This is a genomic window from Geothrix sp. 21YS21S-2, assembly GCF_030846775.1.
Lineage (GTDB): Bacteria > Acidobacteriota > Holophagae > Holophagales > Holophagaceae > Mesoterricola.
Genome location: NZ_CP132910.1, coordinates 4,372,578 through 4,394,634, shown reverse-complemented (window position 1 = coordinate 4,394,634; position 22,057 = coordinate 4,372,578). Strand labels below are relative to the sequence as shown.

Sequence of the window (22,057 nt, the reverse complement as noted above, 5' to 3'; positions counted from 1 at the left end):
CGAAAAGACCCCCGTCACGGGGGGCCGATTCGCAGGATGGCGGAAAGCTAGACGTTCTTGATGACGCGGCCGGCCTGGATGCAGGAGGTGCACACGCGCAGCCGCTTGGGGGCGCCGGCCACCAGGGCGCGAACGTTCTGGATGTTGGGGTTCCAGCGCCGCTTCGTGATGTTGTGGGCATGGGAAACATTGTTCCCGAACTGGGGCTTCTTACCGCAAATTTCGCACTGACGGGACATGGGAACCTCGTGAACACAGAACGGCCAAGACCAGAGAACATCCAGTCTAGCAAAAGGGACCCCGAAGGCAAGCTCAAATATCCGGACCTTGCGCGCCCGCGGCTCCGCACCCAACGTGGGACCACCTTCGGGAGGACGCCGTGGACGCAGCCGCCTGGGCCCTCGCCTTCACCCTCCTGCCCTGGCCGGAGAGCCGCAAGGCCGCGGCCTGGGCGCGGGCGCAGGCCGGAGAGGAACGCCCGGAGGAACGGGACGAGGCCGGGGCCCTGGCGGCGTCCATCCCCGTGCTGCGTGCGGAGGCGGCCGCCCGGGAGGCGCGCCTGGTGCTGCCGGGGGACCCGGAGGCGGACCGGCTCGAGGCCCCCCTGCCCTATCCGCTGGCCCTGTGGGTGCGGGGCACCCTGCCGCCGCCCGGGCCGGCCGTGGCCCTGGTGGGCAGCCGCCAGGGCAGCTGGGCCGGGCGGGAACGCACCCGCCGCTGGGCCCGGGAGCTGACCACGGCGGGGGTGGCCGTGATCTCCGGCCTGGCCCGGGGCATCGACGGCGCCGCCCACCAGGGGGCCCTGGAGGCGGGGCCCACCTGGGGGATCATGGGCTCCGGGCTGGACCATCCCTATCCGCCGGAACACCAGAGGCTCATGGACCGCATCGCCGCCACCGGGGGCGGCATCGTCACGCCCTTCCCCCCCCAGGCCCGGCCGCTGAAGTGGCACTTCCCCCGGCGGAACGTTCTCTTGGCCGCCTGGACCCTGGGGGTGGTTGTGATGGAAGCCCGGTACGCCTCCGGATCCCTGGTCACCGCCAAGCTGGCCCTGGACCACGGAAAGGAGCTGTGGGCCTGCCCGGGGAGCCCCGAGGATCCCCTCCACGAGGGGCCCAACCGGCTCATCCGGGAAGGGGCCGCCCGGGCCTGCCTGGGCTCCGCGGATCTAATAGAAGATTTATCATTTTTGTCGCAGGGCTTGACAAATCACCCATGAAGGGTTCCAAATCGGCAACTTGGAGATTGCCTTGACCAAGCTCGTGATCGTGGAAAGCCCTTCCAAAGCGAAAACCATCACCAAATACCTCGGAAAGGGGTACACGGTGAAGGCCAGCGTCGGCCATATCCGGGACCTGCCCAAGAAGCTGGGGGTCGATATCGAGAACGGCTTCCAGGAGGAATACGAGATCCCCGCCAGCAAGGCCAAGGTGGTGGCCGAACTCAAGGCCGCCGCCAAGGGCGCCACCGAACTGTACCTCGCGACCGACCCTGACCGCGAGGGGGAGGCCATCTCCTGGCACCTCCTGGAATCCATCAAGCCCCCCAAGGGCATGCCGGTGCACCGGGTGCTCTTCAACGAGATCACGCCTTCGGGAATCCAGAAGGCCATGGCGGCCCCCACCGTCATCAATAAGAAGCTTGTCGACGCCCAGCGGGCCCGGCGCGTGCTGGACCGGCTCGTGGGCTACAAGGTCTCCCAGGTGCTCTGGGACAAGGTGCGCCGGGGCCTCAGCGCCGGCCGCGTGCAGAGCGTGGCGGTGCGTCTCATCGTGGACCGCGAGCGGGAGATCGAGGCCTTCAACCCGGTCGAGTACTGGGTCCTCAAGGGCCGTTTCGCCGCCAAGACTCCGCCCGCCTTCTGGATGAAGCTGACCCGCCTGTCGGGTTCACCCGTCCAGATGGGCAACAAGGAGACCAGGACCCGCATCTCCAACGAGAAGCAGGCCCACGCCCTGCGGGACATGATCGTCGCCGCCGCCTGGAAGGTGACGTCCCTGGAGACCAAGGAGAAGAAGCGCAACCCCGCGGCCCCCTTCAACACGGCCAAGCTGCAGCAGGAAGCCGCCCAGAAGCTCCGCATGAGCGTCACCCGCACCATGCAGAACGCCCAGCGCCTCTACGAGGGCGTGGACTTCGGCGAGGGCCCGGTGGGCCTGATCACCTACATGAGGACCGACTCCCCGCGCCTGGCCCCCGAGGCCGTCACGGCCATCCGGGAGCTCGTCGCGGACCGCTACGGCAAGGACTACGTGCCGGCCAAGGCCCGGATCTACAAGGGGAAGGCCGCCGCCCAGGACGCCCACGAGGCCATCCGCCCCACCGACATCACCCGCACCCCCGAAAGCATGAAGAACCGCCTGGAGCCCGACCAGTTCAGGCTCTACGCCCTCATCTGGCGCCGCACCGTGGCCAGCCAGATGGAATCGGCGGTCTTCGACGAGACGGTGGTGGAAGCCGAGACGAAGCTCCCCAGCGGGGAGGCCGCGGCCTTCGAGGCCAAGGGCGAGATCGAGCGCTTCCCTGGTTGGCTGGTGGTCTACCGGGCCGCCCAGGAGGAGCAGAAGGCCGAGGAGATCAACGAAGCGACCGTCGCCGAGGAAGGCGAGGAGGAGGCCGTGGGCCTGCCGGTCCTGAAGGTGGGCATGCCGCTCAAGCTCGAGCACCTGGACACCGACCAGCAGTTCACCAAGCCCCCGGCGCGGTTCTCGGAAGCCACCCTGGTCAAGGAGCTGGAAGAGGACGGCATCGGCCGGCCCTCCACCTACGCCAGCATCATCGCCACCATCCAGGACCGCGACTACGTCAAGAAGCACGAGGGCCGCTTCAAGCCCACGGAACTGGGCTGCGTGGTGACCGACCTCCTGGTGCAGGGCTTCCGGGAGCTCATGGAGCCCACCTACACCTCCGGGCTGGAAGGCCAGCTGGACCGGGTCGAGGAAGGGGACCTGACCTTCCTGAAGGCAATGAAGGATTTCTACGGCCCCTTCGAGAAGCTGCTGGCGCGGGCCGGCAAGGACATGCTGAACCTCAAGGCGGGCATCCCCGCCGGGGTGGAATGCAAGAAGTGCAAGGCGCCGATGCTCAAGCGCATCGGCAAGAACGGCCTCTTCCTGGGCTGCTCCCGCTACCCCGAGTGCGACCACACCGAGGAGCTGGAGAAGATGGAGGAGCCCGAGGACGCGCCGGAATGCCCGCTGTGCGGCTCGACCCCCATGAACCTGCGCAAGGGCCAGTTCGGCCCCTTCTGGGCCTGCACGAACTACCCCGCCTGCAAGGGCATCCGCAAGGCCGACCCCAAGGGGATCCCGGTCCCCCCCGACCAGCCCCTGGACGAGAAGTGCCCCACCTGCGGCAAGAACTTCGTCAAGCGCCACGGCCGCTACGGCGAGTTCGTCTGCTGCGTGGACTACCCCACCTGCAAGACCGTCAAGAAGGAGATCCTGGGCGTCCCCTGCCCCAAGTGCGGCGGGGACCTGAGCCCCCGGAAGACCCGCTTCGGCAAGATCTTCTACGGGTGCACCCGGTATCCCAAGTGCGACTTCACGGCCTGGGACAAGCCCGTGCCGCGGGCCTGCCCGTCGTGCAAGAACCCCTACATGACCGAGAAGACCCGGAAGCCCCGGGGCAAGGACCCCATCACCGTCATGCTCTGCCCGGCCTGCGCCTATGAGGAGCCCCTCGGCTAGAAATCAGGTAAGCTGGTGGACGTCTCGAGGGAAGCCGCATGGAATTCGTGGAATGGACTGAAAAATACACCGTCGGCAATCCCCTCGTCGACGCGTACCACCATATCTTCTTCCAGATGGTGACGGAGTTCCGCAAGGCCATGGCCGAGGAGCAGCCGCCCCCCATGGACGACCGCATCGAGTTCCTGGTGGACTACACGCTGATGCACTTCGACTCCGAGGAGCGCTGGATGGCCAAGGTGGGCTACCCGGACCTGGAGGCCCACAAGGAGGTCCACCAGAACTTCCGGGAGCGCATGAAGGAGCTGCAGCGCCGCTACAAGCACGAGCCCGGCTCGGTGACGGCCGAGGAGGTGCTCTACCTCGTCCAGGACTGGTTCGGCCACCACATCCTGGGAACGGACATGGAGTTCAAGGGTTACGGCAACCCGGGTTGAATTCCGCAAAGCCCCCCTTGCCGCCTGCCCCCCGAGGACGGATATTGTGACTCGTTCTCACCGCGTCCCCAAGGACGCGGTGAGCCGTTCAAGGGAGGGTAACCGGGCGCAGTCCGCGCCGGGCCGCGGGGCTGCGCCCATTCTCATGCCCGGCATCAGCAATGGGAGCTTCCGATGTTCAGACGAGCAGGGATCCTCGTGGCCTTCGGCTTGGCCACCACCGCCTCCGCGGGCGGCTTCGGGCCGCTGATGGAAACGGCCCGGGGCACCTGGCCTGAAAAGACGCGCATCTCGGTCGTGGCGAACTACCGGCGCAGCGCGGCCGAGATCCAGTCCCTGGCGGAGGCCGCCGGCGAAGGCTGCACCATCGTGGTGCTGGACGTCCGCGACGGGCGGGCCGACTACGGGCGGGTGCTCTACCAGGAGACCCGGAAGATCATGCCGGACTACCTGGTCCTCCTTCGGGACGACCCCTGCTACCCCGAGGGCGTCCTGGACTCCACGGTGCTCGTGAGGCAGATGGTCAAGGCGGGCATCCCCTGCCTGGGCACGACCCCCGCGGCCATCCGCCAGGGGGCCACCTTCGCCGTGGGCCCCGAGACGGGGAACCAGGTCCTGGTGAACCCCGAGGCCAGGGGCACCATCAACGTCACGCTGCCCGGCGGGAAGGTCTCCTCCCTGGGCAGGGCGCGGATCGTGCTGATGGCCATGAAGTAAGTGCCCTTGGGCACATCCGGCGCGAGGGATCCCCAGTAGAATTCCAGGTGCATTCCACTTGGGGTCCCCCATGAAGATCATCGGCATCGCCGCCATCCTCGCCGCGTCCTGCGGCCTGCCCTCCCTCCGCGCCGCGGCTCCCGCCGTGGCCCAGGCCTCCCTGGAGGCCGAGCTCACGGCCCGCTACGGGCCCTCGCAGGCCGGGCGCGTCAAGCGCGGCCTCGCCCAGGCCGCGCGCCTCTGGCGGGCCGAGGACGGGGACCCGGCGGCCTTCGCCGACTTCGCCCGCGCGCAGTTCGCCGGGGACGCCAAGGCCCTGGACGCGCTCTTCGGGCGCCTGGAGATGGTCGTCGAGAGCCTGGAAGGCCACATGCTGGAGATCGGGCGCGACTTCAAGTGGCACGCCGAGCTGGACCTGGGGCCCATGCTGCCGGTGGACGACATCCTGGCGGGCTACGACCCCGGGGCCCACTTCCAGGCCGACGCCTTCGCCAACAAGCTGGCCTTCGTCGCGCTCCTCAACTTCCCCATGACCACCCTGGACGAGCGGCTCAGGGAAGGCGCCTCCTGGAGCAACCGCCAGTGGGCCGAGGCCAGGCTCGTGGACCGGTTCTCCGCGCGGATCCCTTCGGAGGTGAACCTGGCCGTGGCCGAGGCCTCCGGGGCCGCCGAGCGCTACATCGCGGGCTACAACATCTGGATGCACCACGTGGTGGACGCCAAGGGCCAGCGGGCCTTCCCCGCCGGCAAGCGCCTCCTCTCCCACTGGAACCTGCGCGACGAGATCAAGAGCCAGTACGCCCAGGGTGCCGAGGGCCTCCAGCGCCAGCGGCAGATCCAGAAGGTCATGGAGCGCATCGTCACCCAGACCATCCCCGCCGTGGTGGTGGACAACCCCAACGTCGACTGGGACCCCTTCGCCAACACCGTCAAGCCCGCGGCCGTGAAGGACTCCGACCGCCCCGCCCCGGCCCTGAAGGTCACCAGCGACCCCGAGCCCGACACCCGCTACGCGGTCCTCCTCCAGACCTTCCAGGCCGCGCGCAAGGCCGACCCCTACTGCCCGGCCGCGCCCACCCACATCGCCCGCAGCTACGAGGAGGGCCGCCAGCTCCCCGAGGCCCGCGCCATCGCGATGCTCAAGGAGGTGTGCACCTCGCCCATGGTAGCCAGGGTGGCCCGCCTCATCGAGCAGCGCCTGGGCCGCAAGCTGGAGCCCTTCGACGTCTGGTACAACGGTTTCCGTCCGAGCATGGACGAGGCCAAGCTGGACGCCATCACCCGCAAGCGCTTCCCCACCGCCGAGGCCTACAAGAAGGAGATGCCCGCCCTCCTCCGGGGCCTGGGCTTCACGCCCGAAAAGGCCGACTACCTCGCCGGCAACATCGAGGTGGATCCCGCCCGGGGCTCCGGGCACGCCATGGGCGCCGCGCGCCGCGCCGACCACCCCCACCTGCGCACCCGCGTGGGCAAGGACGGCATGGACTACAAGGGCTTCAACATCGCCATCCACGAGAACGGCCACAACGTCGAGCAGACCTTCTCCCTGAACGGCGTCGAGCACCCGCTCATGGCCGGCGTCCCCGCCACCAGCTTCACCGAGGCCCTGGCCTTCGTGTTCCAGGCCCGCGACCTGGAGCTGCTGGGCCAGCCTGCCCCCACCGCCGGGGCCAAGGCCCTGGCTGTGCTCAACGATTTCTGGGGCACCTTCGAGATCGCGGGCGTGGGCATGGTGGACACCGCCGTGTGGCACTGGATGTACGACCACCCCCAGGCCACCCCCGCCCAGCTTCGCGAAGCCACGCTGGCCATCAGCCGCGACGTGTGGAACACGTACTACGCCCCCGTCTTCGGCCAGAAGGACTGCGTGCTCCTGGGCGTCTACAGCCACATGGTCAGCAGCTTCCTGTACCTGCCCGACTACCCCATCGGCCACATGATCGCCTTCCAGATCCAGCGCCAGGTGGACAAGACCGGCGACCTGGGCGCCGAGTTCGAGCGCATGGCCCGCCAGGGCCGGCTCACGCCCGACCTGTGGATGGTCCGCGCCACCGGCAGCCCGGTGGGCCCCGGAGCCCTCCTGGAGGCCACCGCGAAGGCCCTGGAAAACTTGAAATAGGCAAACCCGGGCACCAGGGCACAGGAATCCGGCATTTTCGGGTATGGTTGATCCACGTTCTCCGGATTCCCATTCCTCGATTCCTTCCAACCCGGCCGGCCCCATGTCCCTCTCCCCCAACCGACGCCGCGCGGTCCTGGCTGCCCTGGCCGCAGCCGCGGCCCTGGGGACCCTGGCCTACCTGAAGATCTCCCGCGACCTGGCCCGGGCCCTGTCCCAGCCGGGGCGGGGCGAGGCGCCCCTCCAGCTCCTGCCGGTGAAGGCGGAGGGCCTCGCCGCGGAGCGCTGGGGCGGAGGCGAGGTGGAGGGCGTGGCGGCCTCGGAGACGTCGCTCGCCACCGCCGGGGCCTCCGGCATCCGTGACGAGGACGGGGACGCCTCCGGGGCCCTCCCCACGCTGCGGGCGGCCTGCGTGGCCCTGTGGCGGGGACGGACCGTGGCGGCCCTGGAGGCGGGGGGGCTCTACCTCCGGGAGGGCGGCGCCTGGCAGGAGCTGGCCGCGGGGTTCGGGACCCTGCACGTGCGGGCCCTGGCGGAGACGCCCGGCGGCGAGCTGCTCATCGGGGCCCGGGAGGGGCTCTTCCGGGCCGCCTGGGGGGCCCGGACCCTGCAGAAGCTGGACGGCCATTCCGTGCGCGCCGTGGCCCTGGGCCCGGGCGGCCTGCTCCTGGCCGGGGGCGAGGAGGGCCTGCGCCGCATCGAGGCGGCCCGCGCCACCCTTCTGCCCACGCCGGATCCCTGGATCGAGTGGGTGGGCTGCCCGGGGCCCGACGTGGCCGTGGTGACCCCCCTGGGCCTGGCGCGGGGGCCCCTGGGCGGGAACCTCGCGGCGGTGCCCGGCGGCGAGGACGCGACCTCGGCCGCGGTGGAGGGTGCCGAGGTGCTGGCCGCGGGCGGGGGGCGCCTGCTGCGCTTCGGCCCCGGGGGCCGGGCCCGGGAGGACTTCCTGCCCGCCCCACCCCGCAAGGTCATGGCCGCGAGCGGCCTCGCGTTCGCGGACACGGACGCGGGGCTCTACCGCCGCGGCAAGGAGGGATGGGTGCTTGCCCGCCCCCGGCCCGCGGCCCTGCCGCCGGGATCCGTCCACGTGGGCGCCCTGGCGTGGCTCGGTCAGCGGCTGGTGGCGGGGATCTTCAACGGGGGGCTGGCGGTGGCCGAACCCCGCGGAGCGGCCCTGGCGTGGTCCGCCGTGCCCGGTTCGGGCACCTGGGGCGTCAACGCCCTCCTGCCGGTGGGCGGCGCCCTCCAGGTGGCGAGCCTGCGCGGCTCGGCCCGCTTCGACGGAAGGACCCTCAAGGGCGCCGGCGAAGGCGGCGCCGCCTTCTCCCTGGCGGCCACCCGCGACGGCGTGGCGGTGGGCTGCGGGCAGGGCGTGCTCATGCCCGGCTCCCGGATGCTGTCGGCCTTCCACGGGCTCCCAGGCAACCAGGCCCTGGCCCTGGCCTCGGGCGAGGCCCTCTTCGTGGGCACGCCCTCGGGCCTGGGCGCGGTGGCCGGCAACCGCGTCCTCTGGCGGGTGACCGCCGGCGAGGGCCGGCTGCCCCACCCCTGGATCACCGCCCTGGCCCTGCACCGGGGCGACCTCTTCCTCGGCACCTACGGGGGCGGGGTGGCCCGGCGCACCGCGCCCGCGGACCAGCCCCGGGCCGTGGGCGCCTTCCAGGCCTTCCCCGAGACCTCCGCACTGAAGGTGAACACCGGCTGCCTCGTGGAGGCCGGGGGCCGCCTGTACCTGGGCACCGACGGCCGGGGCCTCTGGCGCCTGTCGGCGGACGGCGCCCGCTTCGAACCCATCCGGGCCCGGCTGCCCTCCCCCCGCGTCACCGCGCTCCTCGAAGGCCCCGGAGTCCTCTACGTCGGCACCGACGAAGGGCTCGCCCGCATCCCCCTGCCCCTCCCGGACGAAGGATCCTGACATGTTCAGAAGACTCCTGGCCCTCCTCCCCGCCCTCGCCGTCCTGCCCCTGCAGGCCCAGGCCGGCCTGCTCATCCCCTCGAGCTCGGGCCGGCCCGACCCCAAGGTCCTCTCCCTTCGCGAGATGACCGTGGACCTCGCCATCGCCAGGGGCTACGCGCGGGTCAACGTGCGCCAGGTCTTCGAGAACCACACCGCCTCCGTGCAGGAGGGCACCTACCGCTTCGCCCTGCCGGCCTCGGCGGCGGTGGGCGACTTCGCCGTGTGGGACGGCCTGCAGCGCATCCCGGGCGTCATCCTCGAGAAGAAGCGGGCGCGATCCATCTACCAGGAGCTCACCCGCCAGCGCATCGATCCGGGCCTCCTGCAGCAGGGGGAGGAGGAGGACCAGGAGCCCGGGGAGGGCGCCCCGGCCGCGCGGCCCTCCGGGGGATCCCTCTTCTCGGTGACGGTGGCCCCCATCCCCCCCATGGCCACCAAGCGCCTGGAGATCCAGTTCCAGCAGGAGGTCCCCCTCATCGGCGGCAGGGGTGAATTCCGCCTCGTACTGCGCCCCCCCGACGCGGAGCCCACCGTCGCCGAGAACTTCACCGTCCGCGTCAGGCTCGAGGACGGCGCCTTCGAGGCCATGGCCTCCGGGCTGCCGCTCACGGCCACGGCGGAGGGCGCCGGGTTCACGGGCAGGCACGTGCGCCTGGACAAGGACCTCGCCCTGCGGTTCCGGCCCCGGGACGCGGGGCCCCTGCGGCTCACCGCCTTCCGAAACCCCGAGGGCGCCCTGCCCGAGGGCCTGGCCCTGGCCCCCTGGGAGCGGCCGTCGGAGATCCCGCCGGAGAAGGACGGGTTCTTCCTCCTGGAGGCCCTGCCCCAGGGCTCGGCCCGCCCGGAAAAGCCCGCCCCCGTGCCCGGGGGGCAGTCCCTGGCCATCCTCTTCGACACCTCGCTGGGCCACCGCTGGGGCGGCCTGGAGCTGGCCTACGGCCACCTGGTGCGCGTGCTCCAGTCCCTGGGCCGGGAGGACCGCTTCGTCGTCATCCCCTACGACCGCACCCCGGGCGCCGGCGCGCTCCAGCCCGTGAACGCCCAGACCATCGAGGCCCAGCTCACCCAGCTGCGCAACCGCCCCCTGGGCCCCGGGGCCGACCTGGCCCAGGCCCTCGCCGCGGCCCGCAAGGCCCTGGGCGACCGCGGCCGGATCCTGCTGCTCACCAGCGGCCAGGGCCTGCTGCGCTCCAAGGCCCTCAAGGCCGCCGCCGGGCCCGTTCCGCTCTTCACCGCCGTGACCGTGGGCGAGGCGGGCGAGGCCCTGGCCGCGGCCTCCGTCCAGATGCTCTCCCCCACCGCCACCGAGATCGAGGGGGACCTCTTCTTCCGCCACGTCCTGGGCGCGGCGCCTGCAGAGAAGGCCCGGCGCGCCGCGGGCGAGGTGCCCTTCGCGGCCTCCGGCGGAGACCCGAGGCTGCGCGACATCTACCCCGTCCTGGTCCAGCCCCTGGAACCCGGCAGCCTCTCCGGGTGGATCGGGCGCTACGCCGCCCCCGCCGAGAAGGTGCGCTTCGAGTGGGCCTCGCCCCTCTTCCCCGGCGGCAGGGCCGCCCTGGACGGGGCCCTGCCCGCCAGGGCCCTGGACGCCCGGGACCTGCCCCGGCGCTGGGCCCGGGCGCGGGTGGACGACCTCCTGCGGCGCATCGAGGCCGAAGGGGAGCGCCGCGAGTGGGTGGACGAGATCATCGCCCTGAGCAAGCGCTACAAGTTCATCACCCCCTACACGGCCTTCCTGGCCGCGCCCCGGTCCCTCCTGCGGCCCCGGCGCATCCAGCCCGGGGACCCCGTGCTGCGGGTGGAATGCGACCCCGGCACGGTCTCGGCCACGGCCCTCTTCCCCTTCGGCCTGCGCCTGGACCTGGTGCGCAGGCCCGCCAGCAACGTGTGGGAGGGCCGCTTCCTCGTGCCCGAGGGGCTCCGGGACGGCCGCCACGAGGTGCGCATCCTCATGCGCGACGCGGGCGGGGCGCGGGTGTCGGAGACCAAGCACTTCGTCCTGGACGGCAGGGCCCCGGAGATCCGCCCGGCCCTGCCGGCCTCGGCCCGGTCCGGCGAGGCCCTGCGCATCGCGGCGGCCGCCGACGAGGACGTGGTGTTCCTCAGCGCCCGGGTGGGGGACGCCCCGCCCGTCCCGCTGCGGTGGGATCCCGCCGAACGCCGCTGCGTGGGCCTGACGACCGTTCCCTACGGCGTCACGGGCCAGGTCGAAGTGGTGTTCGAGGCCGTGGACGCAGCCAAGAACCGGGGCTTTGCCCGCGCCATCCTGGAGGTGAAGCCGTGAGAAGCAAGCGCGCGTTCGCCTGGATTCTTCCCCTCGCTGCGGCCGGGTTCGCCGCCTCCGTGATCCCCTGGGAGAACATGACGGAGGGCGACTGGATCTACGCCCTGGCCACCCGGTTCGCCTCGGTGGACGGCCACAAGGTCCACTACCCGACCCCCACCGCGGAGCTGGCCAGGCTCCTGGAGGGCCGGAGCGACCCCGCGGCCCTGCGCCACCTGGCCGAGGCCCGCCTGTCCCTGGGCGACCGCAAGGGCGCCCTGGAGGCCATGGAGCGCTGGGCCCAGACCGCCGGGCCCGAGGCCTGGGCGGAGACCGCCCGGTGGGAGATGGCCCACTCCGAGCCCGCCGCGGCCTTCAAGGCCGCCGAGCGCGCCCTGGCGGGCCTGGCCCCCGACGCGAAGGCGTCGCTCTGCGACGAGCGCATCGCCTGGGCCCAGGCCCATCCCGACCTGGCCGACGGCATCGCCCTGCGCAAGGCCAAGGCCGACCTCTTCCCGGAGGACGCGGCGGCCCTGGAGGCCTGGCTGCGGGCCCTGGAGAAGGCCGGGCGCCTGGACGAGGCCGACCAGGGCCTGGCGGCCTCCCACGCCCTGCCCCCCGAGCGGCGCCTCCTGGTGCGCTCGGACCTCAAGGCCGACCACGGCGACGCCCGCGGCGCCTTCCTGATCCTGGACGGCGCGGCGACCCAGCCCTGGAGTTCCACCTTCGACCGCGCCTACGCCCGGCGCGTGGACAAGGCCTCGGCCACCTCCCCCGGCGCCTGGCGCGCAACCCTGGAGACCCGCTTCGACGCGGGCGCCCTGACCCGGCTCTTCGTGTACCTCAACGGCAAGCGCCAGGCCGGCCTCGCCACCGAGCTCCTGCGCCAGGTGGAACGGCGCTACGAGAAGGCCCTGGACCGCGACGGGGAGCTGCTCCTGTCCCGCCTGTACGCGGGCGTGGAAGCCGTGCCGGAGGCCTTCCGGGCCGCCCTGGCCGCGGCCCACCTGGGCACCCCGGCGCAGCAGACCGGGGACCTGGCCCTCCTGGCGCGGCTGGCGCTGCGCGCCGGGGGCCGGCCCCTGGCCTGGGGTGGCTACAACGACGAGGCCTACCGCTGGGTGGCCGGGGTGGACCGCACCCCGGGCCTCTGGACGGGGGGCGTGTCCTTCCTCCTCACCGGGGTGCCCTGGAAGGAGACCCTGGACAACCTCGAGTTCCAGGCCCTGCCCGAGCGCACCTTCGCCACCGCCCGCGCCCTTACCGACGCCCTGGCCCAGCGCGCCCCCGGGGACCCGGCGCTGCCGTCGCTGCGGGTCGCCATCATGGCCCGCCACGTGGAGCGGGGCGAAGGGGCCAAGGCCCTGGCCCTCCTGCCGCTCGTGGAGGGCGGCCCCGAGCCCCAGGCCGACGAGGCCCGGCGCCAGGCGCTCCTCGCCGCGCGCCAGACCGACGTGGCCCTGGCCGAGGAGCTGCGCCTCATGAAGGCCCGGCTGCGTTCCGCCGCCCCGGACCGCTCCAGGCCCCGCCTCCACGGCGGAGGGGACGACGACTACCAGCCCGAGGAGGCCGACGACACCCGCGCCTGGGCCCGGCTCCAGACCGGCAGGCCCCGCGTCCGCGGCTACGGGCGCCTCCTGGACGACTGCGTGGCCCGCCTGGACCAGCGGGACGGCTCCCACCGCGCCTCGGTGGACCTGATCCTCACCGAACTGGACCGCCTCCCGGACGCCGAGGAGCTGTGGCTCAGCCTCGCCTCGCGCCTGGAGGGGTGGAACCTGGACGACGGCCTGGGGCCCCGCTACCAGGAGGCCCTCAAGCGCTTCCAGGACCCGGGCATCTGGGACAAGGCGGCGCGGTGGTACGCGCGGCGCAACTACCACGCCGAACTGCGCGCCCTGGCCGCCGACGTCACGGCCCGGTTCCGGGGCTCGGACCTGTTCCGCAGGGCCGGGACCCCGGTGACGGTGCAGGTGCCCGAACAGCCCCCCGTGAACGCGGGCCTGCGCATGGTCCTCTGGGCCGACTGGGTCCGCCTCAAGGCCCTGGAGCGCTTCCCCCACAGCCCCCAGGTGTTCAGGGAGGCCGGGCGGCTCGTGACGCCGGGGCAGTGGCAGCGGGACTTCGATCCCGCCGCCGAGGCCCGGAAGGCCTCCACCAAGGTCATCGTCCCCGAGGCGCTCCTGGAGGAGCGCCGCTGGGCCATCCTCTTCGCGGACCCCGCCCAGCGCGAGGCCTGGTTCGCCTCGGCCATGAAGCAGGGAACGCTGGAAGCCAGGCTCGCGGCCCTGGAGGGCCGCAAGGACCGGACGCCCGTGGAGGACCTGCTGCTCTTCGAGGGCTGGGCCCGCCTCTCCCGCTTCGAGCGGGCCGTGGCGCCCGGCGAGAGCCTGTGCCGCAGCTACCCCGGCGACGGGGCCCACGCCCAGCGCCTCCTTTCCCTCCACCGGTCCCTAAACGGCCTCGAGGCCTCCCACGGCGCCCCGGCCCGGGCGCTGGTGGAGCGCGCCGCGCCCGCCCTGGAGGATCCCAATCCCCTGTGGACGGAACTGGGCGAGATGGAGGAGGACCGCGGCCGCGGCGCCGAGGCCATGGCGATCTGGCGCAACATGCTGGCCCGGTCCCCCCGGGACCCGGCCCGCATCGCCGAACTGGCCACCCTGCTCTGGGACTACAACCACGACAAGGAGGCCCTGGAGGTGGTGGAGGCCGGGCGCAAGGCCCTGGGCCGGCCCCGCTTCTACGCCTTCGAGACCGGCGTGCTCCGCGAGAACCTCAAGGACCTGGAAGGCGCGGTGCGGGAGTACCTCGACGCCACCCGGCCCGAGGAGGAGGACGGCTTCTACTCGTCGTTCGAGAACGACCAGCGCTCCCTGCGGCGCCTCGCGCAGCTCCTGGCCCGGCCCAGGGTCTACTCGCTCGTGGAGAAGCGCATCCGCTCCCTGGCCCCCGGCAGCGCGGCTGACGAGCGCACCCTGGCGGCCTTCTTCCCCCTGGGGACCATCACGCCCCCCGACCCCGGCCTCACCTGGGACGCCGACACCTGGATCGACGCCATGGACCAGCCCAACGACCCCGTGGGCCGCGCCCAGCGCCAGGCCCGGAAGGAGGCCCGGCGCCCCGGGGAGAACGACGCCATCGCCCGCATCGAGGCGCTGATGCTGGACAAGCTCGGCGAGATGGCCCCCCGGGCCACTTCCGCGGGCTTCCTGGACTTCGCCGGCCAGTCCGGCGTCTGGCGCATCGGGGAACGCTGGCCCAAGGCCCGGGCGAAGACCTTCGAGGCCGCGCTCATGGCGCGGCGGGCGGAGCTCGCCCCCGCCGAGGAGGAGCGCATCCGCCTGGAGATGGAGCGGGCCCGGTTCCTGGCCGACAACGGCCAGGTGCAGGAGGCTGACGCCGTGTGGGCGGCCCTGGAGCCGCGCATCGGCAAGCTGCCCGAGGGCAGCGTCAAGCTGCGCGCCGAAAGCCAGCGCGCCGGCTACCTGGAGCGCTCGAAGGGCGTTGCGGCCGCCGCCGGGGACTGGCGGCGCATCACCGCCCGCTACCCGTGGAGTCTGGGCCTCCTGGACGACCGCCTGGCCTTCCTGGACCGGGCGAAGCTGGGCACGGAGGCCCTGGACCTCCTGGAGCAGACCGTCCCCCGCGCCGCCTCGGGCCACCGGGAGAACCTCCTGGAGCGCCTCACCCAGGCTTCCCTGGCCGCCTCCGACCTCAAGCGCGCCCGCAGGGCCGTGGAACTCATCCTCGCCTCCTCCGACCTGGAGGACCGGCGCCGCCTGGGCGCGGTCCACCTCCTGGCCCGGCTCTCCTTCCGGGAGGATCCCGCGTGGGATCCCTTCCCCGTGGCCAAGGCCCAGGCCGCCCTGCTCAAGCCGGAGGTCCAGGCGGACCTCTACCGCGAACTGGCCCGGGCCGCGGACCTGGAGAACGCCTCCGCCCGGGGCGTGGCCCTCTGGATCGAGGCCCTGAACCGCCGCACCGAGCGGGAGTGGCTCGTGGCCGCGTCCCGCTCCACCCGGCGGGGCGGGAAGGGCGCCGAGTTCCTGGCGTTCTTCGAGAAGCAGCACGAACGCAGTCCCAGGGACATGCGCTGGGCCGTGGCCGTGCGCGACATCAAGCGGTTCTTCCACGACGTGGACGGCGCGGTGGCCGCGGCCAAGGCCGCCGTGACCGTGCGTCCCGAGCAGGAGATCCTCTGGCGGGACGCCGCCGAGATCCTCGTGCGCGCCGACCGCGCGCGCGAGGCCGCCGACTACCTGGAAGGGTGGCACCGGCCCCGGCAGGCCAGCGAGGACGTGGCCCGCTGGCGCAGCGAGCTCTACGCCAGGGCTGGGGACGGCGCGAAGGCCCTCGCCGTGGAGCAGGAGACCCTCAAGGCCCTGGCCAGGGAGGGCTCCGCCGATCCCCAGGAGCTGCGCCTGCGCAAGACCCGCGCGGCCCAGCGGCTCTTCGAGCTGGGCCTGCCCGCCATGGCGGTGAAGCTGTACTCGCCCAAGGGCGACGTGGGCCCCCTGGCCGCCGCAGGCGACCTGCCCCTGGACACCCGCGTGAAGATCGGGCTCCTCACCGGCCAGGTCATCCGGGTCCTGGGGATCGTCAAGGAGCATCCCCACCTCCTCGCCCAGGCGGGCTCCGTGTTCGCGGGCCAGGCCCGGCCCGAGCAGAAGGAGGAGGTCCAGGCCTGGCTCCTGCGGACCCTCCAGCCCAAGGACAGCCCGCAGCCGGATTCCCGGGCCCTGGACGCGTGGTGGCCCTTCATCGCCAACTCCGGCCTGGAGACGGGCCTGCGCGAGGCCCTCGCCCAGAGGTTCGTGGCCTCCAGGGGAGGCCCCTGGTACGTGGATCCGCCCTACCCCTTCGTGCACCAGGTGGGCGAGAACCTCGTGGGCGAGGTGCCCGCGGCCTTCGGCCGCCCCGCCATGAAGGTCTTCCGGGAACCCGACCTCCAGGCCCTGTGGGTGAGGGACCTGGCCCGCAGGGACCGGGCCGAGGAGCTCCTCGCCTTCGTGGAGCCCCGCTGGCAGGAACTCCTGGGCCAGGTGCGGGGCGCGGCGAACGTCGGTTCCGGCACGCCCCGGCAGCCCTGGACCTCCTGGCTCGACGACCGCGGCGTGCTGGAGGCCTGGGCCCGGGCGGCCGCGGCCCAGCCCGGGAAGGTGAAGGAACTGTCGGACGTGATGGGCGACCGGCGCCTCTGGGACCGCTTCTGGGTCCTGGGGGCCCGGGGCTGGTCCGCCGACGCCCTGGTGGCGATCCTCCCCGAGGCGCCGCGCACGGCGTGGTTCCGGTTCTGGGAGCCGGCCTGGCCCGCCGATCCCGTCCTCGTGGCCCGCAGGGCCGCGGTGGAGCGCGTCGACGCCGCCATGGCGCGCCTGGTCCAGGGCGCCGCCGGCGCCGCGGACGATCCGCTGGTGGACAGGCTGAGGGGTCCCCGCACCGTGGGCGACGTGCTCGGCAAGGATCCCCGCTGGATCTGGCCGGAGTTCATCCCGCGCCGGGACGGGCGGGGCGACATCACCGAGAAGGGCGATGACCGCGTGGCCGGCCAGGGCGTGGACCAGGGCCGGGTTCCCGGCGCCTTCTGGGGCGAACGCCCCGGGGAGGCCTGGTACGTGCTGGAGGCCCTGGCCCGCTACCGCAAGGGCGACGCCACCGCCCCCTACCTGCCCCTGGAATCGCCCCAGCGCGGCTCCGAGACGCAGCGGGTGCTTCTGGCCATGCGCCTGGCCCGGGCCCTGGGGGACCTCCCCCTGGCCCTGCGCGTCGCCGAGGCCCGCCCCGGCCCCGCCAAGGACCGCGCGTGGCTGGAGGGCAGGCTCTCCCTCCTGGCCGCCGCCGACCGGAAACAGGAGGCCGCGGACGCCTTCCGGGCCTACGTGAAGGCCATCCAGGCCGGCCTCACCGAAGCCGACTTCAAGGACCTGTCGGTGCTCTCCGCCCGCCATGGCCTGCCCTCGCCCCTGGACTGCCTCGACGCCTCCCGCCCCGTGGGGCCGGTCCTCCTGGCCTACCTCCAGGACCAGCGCACCGAGGCCGCCCGCGCCTTCCACACCGCCAACCCGGTGGATTTCCGCACCGCCCTGCTGCGGCGCTGGGAGGGCCGCGAGGCCCGGCTCACCCGCGCCCAGGCCCAGTACTGGCTCCGCGAGCTGTGGGCCACCGGTTCGGCGCGCCTGCCGATTCCGGTGCTGGCCAAGGTGGGCCCCGTGTGGCCCGCGGCCCGCCCCCACCTGGACCGCATCCCGGTCCCCGAACGCATGGGCGCCATCGCCGCCCTCGAGAAGGCCCTGGACCCCGCCAACCCCGCGCCGCCGCTCCTGACGGAGCTGACGCGGCCCGGCGCGGACGATCCCGGCCGCCTCCTGGCGGTGCGCATCCGGCTGGCCCGGAACGAACTTGAACCCGCCCTCGCCCTGGTGGACGCCATGCTGGCCGAAGTGGGGAAGGGCCAGTCCCTGGCCTTCGACTACGCCCCGAACCCGGAGAGCGCCTCCACGGAGGCCGAGGACGGGTCCGAAGAGGCGCCCGCCCCGGCTCCCGACCCCCTGGGCCGGCTCGAGGCCTGGCTCGCGCCCTTCAAGGCCGCGGGCCGCCAGAAACCGGTGGAGGAGCGCTACCTGAAGCTCCTGGCCGCGCAGCGGCGCGACGGGGAGGTCCCGGGCTCCTCCTGGAAGCTGGCCTTCCGGCTGACTCCGGCCGCCGAGGCGCCCGCCCTGGCCGCGGAGTTCGAGGAGGCCTGGTTCCGGGGCGAGGTCGTGCCCTGGTCCCTGGGCGACATCCTGGAGACGGCCGCCACGGCCATGCCCCTGGAGGCCCGGCGCTGGCTTCCGCGCTGGCCGGAGACGCAGACCTACGCCCAGGCCCGCCAGCGGGCCGGGATCCTGGAGAAGCTCAAGCTCAAGGCCGAGGCCGCCGGCGCCCTGCTGGCCTCCCGGGGGCGCCATCCCTGGACCGCCCGGGAGGAGGCCATGGCCTTCGACGTGTGGCGCAGGCTCGCCCCGCAGGGGGTGAAGGCGCCGGAGTACTGGACGGGCGCCGCCGCCGTGTGGGCGGGCCCGGTGTCCCTGGGCGACCGCCTCAAGGCCCACGGCCACGACGTCCTCGCGGCCCGGGCGGCGCTCCGCAACCTGGCCCCCGGCGACGAGGGCGCCCTGGCCCGGGCGGAGCGGGTGCTGGAAACGGACCGCCCCTGGGCCCGGGACCTGGAAGGGGACCGCGCCGTGCTGCGCCTGCGCGCGGCCAGGGGCCTCCTGCCCCGGTCCGCCGCCGCCGCGCGGAACGCCCTGGGCCAGCCGGATCCCGAGGCCCTGGCCCGGATCCTGGCGGCCCGCCGCTTCAAGGCCGCCGACATCAACGCGGCCCTGGGCGACCTGGCGCGGATTTCCGCGCGGACGGGCCGCGAGGTCCAGACCCGGAAGACCCTGGCCGTCCTCGCGGACCGCAACGCCGCCGGCCTCAAGGCCCTCCAGGCCGAACTGGCCCCCGCGGCCGGCAAGGCCGAGGCCTTCCGCATGGAAGGGGGCAGGCCCGCCCCCATCCGCCCCCGGGACCTCACCTGGGCGATGCTCACGAACGTGCTGAACAAGGAGGGCCGCCCATGATCCCGCGCCCGCTGGTGATGCTCATGGCCGCTAGCCTGCTCGCGGCCGAGGCCCCCCTGCCCCTCCCGGACGCGCCGCTGCGCATGGTCATCCCCGATGCCCAGGCCTTCGACGCCGCGCTCAAGGGCGACTTCCGCCGCTTCCTGTCGGGGGACCCCCGCGACGGCGACCCGGTGACCGCCGCCTGGCGCCGGAGCCGCGTGGGCTCCAAGCTCGAGGACCAGTGGACCCGGCTCTCCCCGGACCTGCCCTGGACCTGGAAGCAGATCCTCCAGCTCAAGCCGAAGTCCCTGGGCCTGGCCCTGCTGGAGGTGGGCCACCTGGAGGCGGTGCTGGTGGTGGACACCCCGCTGGCCCAACTGCCCCTGGCCCTGCCCAAGGGCACCCCGAAGACCCACGCCGGCGCCGCCTACGCCCTGGTGACCCGGGGCGCCGCGGACGGCTCCGGGGACAAGGACCGGCGCATGGGCCTGGCCTGGGCCCGCCTGGGCACGCGCCTGGTGCTCGCCACCAGCGAGCGCGCCCTGAAGCTCGCCCTCACCGAGGCCCAGGCCGGCCGCGGCCTCCAGCCGCCCCTGCCGGGGCTGGTCTCCATGGAGCTGGACCTGGACGCCCTGCGCAAGGACCGCTACTTCCGCCGGGAGTTCCTCTGGCCCGACGGCCCGGAGCGGGGCCGCGTGAAGGTCGCTCTGCGCAGCGAGAACGGACGCCTGGTCGAGGTGCGCCGCGGCGGCGGGGATGCGCGGCCCGGCGTCTACACCTTCCAGGCTACGGGGGGCGCCCAGGGCTGGGAGCCCGACGGCGCGGGCTTCTGGACCGCCTTCCGCCGGGGCCTCCTGGAGCCCGTGCCCCAGCCCCCGGACCGGCCCGTGCCGGTCCTGGGCCCGCTGCCCGAGGCCGTGGGCGCGGAGGACGCCTACGCCGTGGATCTCACGAAGCCGGCCCCGGTCCCGGGCGGCGCCAAGGGGGAGGAGGGCGACCTGCTCCCCTGGAAGGCGCTCCTGGCCAAGACCCCCGTGGCCGGCTGGGGCTTCTGGGTCACCCCCGACGGCGCGCGGCGCCTGGCCTTCCCGTGGCCGGAGGCCCGGGACGCCGAGTTCGTGGAGCTGTGCCGCGCCACCCTTGAACGCCGCGCCGGCCGCGCCACGGTGGCCCGGGTGGGCGGTACCTTCGAGATCCGCGTGGGGCCGGGGCTGCCGGCCCTGGCGCTGCGCCGCGCAGGCGCCGTGCTGTGGGCCGCCCCCAGCGCCCGGGACCTGCAGGACGTCCCCGCCCCCCGCATCGACCCCGCCGTGCTGCGGTGGGCCCGGGTGGACCTGGACGTGGTGCGGGCCGAGAAGACCCGCTGGGCCAAGGCCGAGGGCCCCGCACGGCCCGAACAGGTGCGCCCCCTCTCGGACCAGGTGCTGGGCCTGCTGGGGTGGATCCCGGGCACCCGGTCCCTGGCGGTGGAACGCCGCCGCACCTCCGAAGGCTGGGAGGAGCGGGTCGTCTTCGGCGGCGGGGCCCCTTGAGGGGGCTGTTCCTGGGGCTGGCGCTCACCCTGGGCGCCGCGCCTCCGGAACTGGCCACCTGGCGCCTGGAGGGCGGGCAGGTGGAGGCCGCGCCCCCTTCCGGGGACGCGCCCCTTCCCGTGGGTTCCCTGCAGAAGCCCTTCGTGGCGCGGGCCTGGGCCCGGACCCACGAGGGACCCTCCCCCAGGTTCACGTGCAGGGGGTGCTGGCTCAAGGCCGGCCACGGGGAACTCGGCCTGGTCCGGGCCGTGGCCGTCTCCTGCAACGCCTACTTCCTGGCCCTGGCGGCCCAGACGCCCCTGGCGGACCTGAAGGCCTCCCTGGCGGCCGAGGGGTTCGCCCCCGCGCCCCTGTCCCCCGAGGACGCCGTCGGCCTCGCGGGCAGCCTCGCCATCCGGCCCTCGGCGCTGCTGCAGGCCTACCGGCGCCTGGCGCTCACCCCCTGGCCGGAGGGCGAGGCCATCCGCCGGGAGGTCCTGGAGGGCCTGCGGGAGGCCGCCCTCACCGGCACCGCCGCGGGCCTCGGCCACCGGGGCTTCTGGGCCAAGACGGGCACGGTGCCCTCGCCCGACGGCAATCCGCTGGCCACCTGCGGCCTGGCGGTGGCCGTGGACGACACGGGCTGGGCGGTCCTGGGCCGCCTGCGCCCCGGCACCGGCAGGGAGGCCGCCGCGGCCCTGGCTTCGCCCCTGGACCGGTGGCGGCCCTGGGCCCCGCGGCGCGGGACGCGCCGGGCCGAAGCCCTTCCCGCGGGCCTGGCGGCGTCGGTGCGCGTCCGGCTCTTCGAGCTGCTGGGCCGCAGGCGCTGTCGCGTCCGCAACCTGGGCCCGGATCCCGTCCCCCTGGGCACGGGCTTCCTGGGCCCCGGCGCCGAGGCGGAGCTGGCCCCGGGGATCCCCGCGGGCCCGGGGCTTCTCGAACTCTCCGCCCCCGGCATCCGCCGGCGCATCCAGGGCGAAGTGGCCCTGGCCTCCGGGGTGCCAGTGGCCACGATGGCGCCCCGGGACTACGTCGCGGGCGTCGTGGACGCCGAGCTTCCGCACGGGAGCCCGGCCCTTCGCATCGAGCTGGGCGCGGCGGTGCTGCGTTTCCTCGCGCGCGGCCCCCGCCACGCCGGCGCGGACGTGTGCGACTCCACCCACTGCGCGTTCTTCGTGGGGCGCGGCCCGCGCCTGGACTGGACGGACCCCCGGCACGGGAACCCGCTCCCCGGGGACCTGCCGGGCCTGACGGAGGCCGCCTGGGCCGCCATCCGGGAGGCGGCGCGCAACCCCGGCCCCGACCAGTGGACGGCCCACTGCGGCGGCCTCCCCCTCTCGCCCCGGGCCGTGTGGGGCTCGGGCGCCACGGAGGCGCCCCCCTGCCCCCGGCACCCCGTGCCCGCCGCGCCCTGGACCCGAACCTGGACGGCCGCGAAGGCGCGGGCGGCCTTCGGAGGCCCCGTGGAGCGCCTGGAAGTGGGCGAGGACGACGGCGTCTGGGTGCTGCGGGTCTGGCGGGACGGGACGGCGCGGAGCCTGAATTACGACCAGGCCCACCGCCTCGTGGCGGACGTCCTGGGCTGGGACGCCCTGCCCAGCCCCGCCGAGGCCGTGGAGGCGTCGGCGGGGGGCTTCAGGGTCCGGGGCCGCGGACAGGGGCACCGGGTGGGTCTGTGCCTGGGGGACTGATCGAGGATCATTCTATTTAATGCACATATTGAACTTTATAGGTTTCACCGAACCCAGGTGGGCAGAATTTCCTGGCCCGGAAAATGC

The 22,057-nt window shown here is 73.9% G+C and carries 11 protein-coding genes; 10 read left to right on the top strand and 1 reads right to left on the bottom strand.

Annotated features, from left to right (window positions below; genetic code table 11):
- Window positions 1-47: 47 nt before the first annotated feature.
- Window positions 48-239: a 50S ribosomal protein L28 gene (rpmB, locus tag RAH40_RS19380; protein WP_306599260.1), complete on the bottom strand. Its 192-nt coding sequence runs from the start codon at window positions 237-239 to the stop codon at window positions 48-50.
- 140 nt (window positions 240-379) lie between these two features.
- Here rpmB and RAH40_RS19375 point away from each other — a divergent pair, with 140 nt between their 5' ends.
- The 10 genes from RAH40_RS19375 (at window position 380) to RAH40_RS19330 (ending at window position 21,970) form a co-directional block, all read left to right on the top strand.
- Window positions 380-1,219: a DNA-processing protein DprA gene (locus RAH40_RS19375; protein WP_306599259.1), complete on the top strand. Its 840-nt coding sequence runs from the start codon at window positions 380-382 to the stop codon at window positions 1,217-1,219.
- Between the two features lie 31 nt (window positions 1,220-1,250).
- Window positions 1,251-3,689, top strand: coding sequence for a type I DNA topoisomerase (gene topA, locus RAH40_RS19370; RefSeq protein ID WP_306599258.1), 2,439 nt, complete (start codon window positions 1,251-1,253; stop codon window positions 3,687-3,689).
- A 38-nt stretch (window positions 3,690-3,727) separates the two neighbouring features.
- Window positions 3,728-4,126, top strand: a complete 399-nt coding sequence (locus RAH40_RS19365) for a bacteriohemerythrin (RefSeq protein ID WP_306599256.1) — start codon at window positions 3,728-3,730, stop codon at window positions 4,124-4,126.
- A 174-nt stretch (window positions 4,127-4,300) separates the two neighbouring features.
- Window positions 4,301-4,843: a hypothetical protein gene (locus RAH40_RS19360; protein WP_306599254.1), complete on the top strand. Its 543-nt coding sequence runs from the start codon at window positions 4,301-4,303 to the stop codon at window positions 4,841-4,843.
- A 70-nt stretch (window positions 4,844-4,913) separates the two neighbouring features.
- Entirely contained in the window at window positions 4,914-6,962 is a 2,049-nt protein-coding gene (locus tag RAH40_RS19355; protein ID WP_306599253.1) for a hypothetical protein, read from the top strand.
- A gap of 103 nt (window positions 6,963-7,065) precedes the next feature.
- On the top strand, window positions 7,066-8,877 hold the full coding sequence (locus tag RAH40_RS19350) for a hypothetical protein (RefSeq protein WP_306599252.1): 1,812 nt from the start codon (window positions 7,066-7,068) through the stop codon (window positions 8,875-8,877).
- 1 nt (window position 8,878) lies between these two features.
- Window positions 8,879-11,203 carry a VIT domain-containing protein gene (locus RAH40_RS19345; RefSeq protein WP_306599250.1) on the top strand — a complete coding sequence of 775 codons (2,325 nt, stop codon included), beginning with the start codon at window positions 8,879-8,881 and terminating at the stop codon, window positions 11,201-11,203.
- On the top strand, window positions 11,200-18,786 hold the full coding sequence (locus RAH40_RS19340; RefSeq protein ID WP_306599249.1) for a hypothetical protein: 7,587 nt from the start codon (window positions 11,200-11,202) through the stop codon (window positions 18,784-18,786). Before RAH40_RS19345 ends, RAH40_RS19340 begins: the two co-directional genes overlap by 4 nt.
- Window positions 18,783-20,300: a hypothetical protein gene (locus RAH40_RS19335; RefSeq protein ID WP_306599248.1), complete on the top strand. Its 1,518-nt coding sequence runs from the start codon at window positions 18,783-18,785 to the stop codon at window positions 20,298-20,300. The genes RAH40_RS19340 and RAH40_RS19335 overlap by 4 nt, the downstream gene beginning before the upstream one ends.
- Complete coding sequence (locus RAH40_RS19330) at window positions 20,297-21,970, top strand: hypothetical protein (protein WP_306599247.1); 1,674 nt, start codon at window positions 20,297-20,299, stop codon at window positions 21,968-21,970. The genes RAH40_RS19335 and RAH40_RS19330 overlap by 4 nt, the downstream gene beginning before the upstream one ends.
- The last annotated feature ends 87 nt before the right edge of the window (window positions 21,971-22,057 follow it).

What these genes read in the sequence shown, in the direction of transcription:
- rpmB (WP_306599260.1), bottom strand. Translation starts at nt 239, where the DNA reads ATGTCCCGTCAGTGCGAAATTTGCGGTAAGAAGCCCCAGTTCGGGAAC.
- RAH40_RS19365 (WP_306599256.1), top strand. Translation starts at nt 3,728, where the DNA reads ATGGAATTCGTGGAATGGACTGAAAAATACACCGTCGGCAATCCCCTC.
- RAH40_RS19360 (WP_306599254.1), top strand. Translation starts at nt 4,301, where the DNA reads ATGTTCAGACGAGCAGGGATCCTCGTGGCCTTCGGCTTGGCCACCACC.
- RAH40_RS19355 (WP_306599253.1), top strand. Translation starts at nt 4,914, where the DNA reads ATGAAGATCATCGGCATCGCCGCCATCCTCGCCGCGTCCTGCGGCCTG.
- RAH40_RS19350 (WP_306599252.1), top strand. Translation starts at nt 7,066, where the DNA reads ATGTCCCTCTCCCCCAACCGACGCCGCGCGGTCCTGGCTGCCCTGGCC.
- RAH40_RS19345 (WP_306599250.1), top strand. Translation starts at nt 8,879, where the DNA reads ATGTTCAGAAGACTCCTGGCCCTCCTCCCCGCCCTCGCCGTCCTGCCC.
- RAH40_RS19335 (WP_306599248.1), top strand. Translation starts at nt 18,783, where the DNA reads ATGATCCCGCGCCCGCTGGTGATGCTCATGGCCGCTAGCCTGCTCGCG.